The sequence below is a fragment of the Pseudomonadota bacterium genome, assembly GCA_039028155.1.
Classification (GTDB): Bacteria; Pseudomonadota; Alphaproteobacteria; order SP197; family SP197; genus JANQGO01.
The window spans coordinates 1-2,653 of the sequence record JBCCIS010000116.1 but is presented as its reverse complement, the minus strand read 5'-3'; the positions used below and the strand labels follow the sequence as shown (position 1 = coordinate 2,653).

The window sequence follows — 2,653 nt, the reverse complement described above, 5'->3', positions numbered from 1 at the left end:
TCGGTCGGGAAAGCGTGCGTGAAGTGCCCGATGTCATGCAACAAGGCTGCTGCAATCACCTCCTCGCGGGCGCCGGCTTCCTCGGCCAGCAAGGCGCCCTGAAGCATATGCTCGCCGATACTCACCGGCTCGCCCAAGTACTCGCCCGACGCGCCCTCGGCAAAGATTTTGCCGATGAACGGGATGATGGTGTCGCGTGTCAGTTCGGTCATGCGGCCCGTGCTTCGCTTTCGAGTGCGCTAAGTGTTGAGAGCAGCCCGTCCTTGTCGGCATAGCATCCCTGCAGCCAGCGTGATCCGGTACCGTCATACGCCTTGCGGGCGTGCAGGACGCGGGTGTTGTCGACGATGAAGGCCTCGCCGGGTTCCAGCTTGAAGCTGACTTCCATGGCGGGGTCGTTCACGATCTCGCTCATCCGTCGATAGGCGCGATAGTAGGCCGGCATCGCGTCGTAGGGCACATCCGTGACCGGTGCGGCGGACCGGTTGTTGAAGCGGATGCCCAGCAACTCGCCATCCGGCAGCATCTCGATCATCGGACGCTTGGCGGACAAATGAACACCTTTCGAGCCGGCGTATTCGAAGCGGGCCGAATGGCCGGAAAGCGCCGCGAAACCTTCGGGATCCTCTTCGTGCAGGCGCAGCGCTGCAGCGAACCCGTCGACGACCATCGACTCGCCGCCATCGGCCGAGTTCTCGAGACACCAGAGGATCTGCAGCGTCGGCACCGGGTCGCGATAGGGGTTGTCGGTGTGGGCCTGAAGGCCGAGGCCTGTATAGGCGAGATTGGTCGGATTGATCTCGGTGCGCACCTCAAACCACTTGCCGTAGTTCGTCTCGCGTACGTAACCGAACAGGTCGACCAGTTCCAGCAAGGCACCACTTGTTGTCCGCCCGCCGGTGACCTTGGCGAACCCGTAGCAGCGCACAGCAGCAAGCCAATCGCGAAGGGCAGGGCCGCCGGTCGCCATATCGGGAAAGCTGCCAGTTGGGACTTTGGCATTCAGCCCGCTATTCCAAGCTTCGGCGCCGAGGGCGAGGGTCGGGGCGACTGGTCCACGAGCCAGATCGTAGGCATTTTCGCGCAGCCAGTCCGGCCTGAAGCGCAACGCTTTGCCTTCAGGTTGAAACGTGATGACGACGTCATCACCGTCAATCGCCGCTTCGGCAATGCGCGTTTCGGCCGGAATGTCGGCCAGCGTGATCAGCCGCTGCCCGTTGCCAGGGTCCCGGGTCGATGCGTCCTGCGCATTGTCCCTAAGCCAGATTGCGTGAAAACGGGCGGATGCTCCGTCGGGCCAGGCGATTTCAAGGGAATCGCCGCCGTCGATCAGATTGATGTTCATCGAGTTTCCTCACCGGATCCTCGCATCACCATTCGCGACCAATAAGGCCGGTTCAACCACGTTTGCGACGATGATTGTCGCGCGGCGGCGAACCTAGCCGCCCTGCCGCCGTGCCAGGAAAGCCAGCCGTTCGAACAGATGCACGTCCTGCTCGTTTTTCAGCAGGGCGCCATGCAGCGGCGGGATCGCCGATTTCGGGTCGGCGCGCAGCGTTTCCGGCGAGACATCGTCGGCGACCAGCAGCTTCAGCCAGTCCAGCACTTCTGACGTCGAGGGCTTTTTTTTCAGCCCCGGCGTCTCGCGGATTTCGTAGAACTGGGTCAGCGCGGCGCGGACCAGCTTCTTTTTGATATCAGGGAAGTGGACGTTGATGATCGTCGTCATCACTTCTTCGTCCGGGAAGCTGATGAAGTGGAAGAAACAGCGACGCAGGAACGCGTCCGGCAGTTCTTTTTCGTTGTTCGACGTAATGATGACGATCGGCCGGTTTTCGGCCTTGATGGTCTCGCCCGTCTCGTAGACGTGAAACTCCATGCGATCGAGTTCCTGCAGCAGATCGTTCGGGAACTCGATATCCGCCTTGTCGATCTCGTCGATCAGCAGCACAACCTTCTCGTCGGCGCTGAACGCATCCCAGAGCTTGCCGTGCTTGATGTAGTTCTTGACGTCCTTGACCTTCTCGTCGCCCAGCTGGCTGTCCCGCAGGCGTGACACGGCATCGTATTCATAGAGGCCTTGGTGCGCGCGCGTGGTCGACTTGATGTGCCATTCGATCAGCCGCAGGCCCAGCGCGTCCGAAACCTGGCGGGCCAGTTCCGTCTTTCCGGTGCCGGGCTCGCCCTTGACCAGCAATGGCCGTTCCAGCGTAATCGCGGCGTTCACCGCGACCATCAGGTCTTCCGTGGCAACGTAGTCGGCTGTTCCTTCAAAACGCATGGCGGCCTGCCCCTTGCTGTGCGCCGCCTCTGCTGGCGGATTCCATCATTCACCCCCGCCTATAGCGCATAAGAAATCGCGTTTCACCCCGTCTCGCGCATCGCATGTGCGATGTTGTGTCCGGGGCTATATGCCAGCGCATGATGCAGTCGCGGGTAGTATAATTCCGATAAACCTTAACGGGTTGCGGGGTTCCGCTTTCACGAATCCCAATAACGTACATTTCAACAGTCTTTAGGACGTGACATGCCACCTCGGTGCGACTATATCGGGCGCCGAGTGACGGCAGATTGCCATGGAAAACGCAGCATGGTGGTGACCGGGGGGTCGCGGATGAATATCGAAGCGCCAATGGAACCCGACTATATTCCT

At 60.8% G+C, this 2,653-nt stretch carries 3 protein-coding genes; all 3 read right to left on the bottom strand.

From position 1 onward, the window contains the following. A partial coding sequence (locus AAF563_25555) for an HD domain-containing protein (protein ID MEM7124668.1) occupies positions 1–212 on the bottom strand: 212 nt, incomplete at its 3' end. Then, on the bottom strand, positions 209–1,345 hold the full coding sequence (locus AAF563_25550) for a gamma-butyrobetaine dioxygenase (protein MEM7124667.1): 1,137 nt from the start codon (positions 1,343–1,345) through the stop codon (positions 209–211). The genes AAF563_25555 and AAF563_25550, both read right to left, overlap by 4 nt. A gap of 93 nt (positions 1,346–1,438) precedes the next feature. After that, positions 1,439–2,281 (bottom strand): MoxR family ATPase, encoded by an 843-nt coding sequence (locus AAF563_25545; protein ID MEM7124666.1) that lies wholly within the window; start codon positions 2,279–2,281, stop codon positions 1,439–1,441. Positions 2,282–2,653 lie beyond the last annotated feature (372 nt).

Coding starts and splice junctions, on each gene's coding strand:
- AAF563_25550 (MEM7124667.1), bottom strand. CDS start 1,345: ATGAACATCAATCTGATCGACGGCGGCGATTCCCTTGAAATCGCCTGG.
- AAF563_25545 (MEM7124666.1), bottom strand. CDS start 2,281: ATGCGTTTTGAAGGAACAGCCGACTACGTTGCCACGGAAGACCTGATG.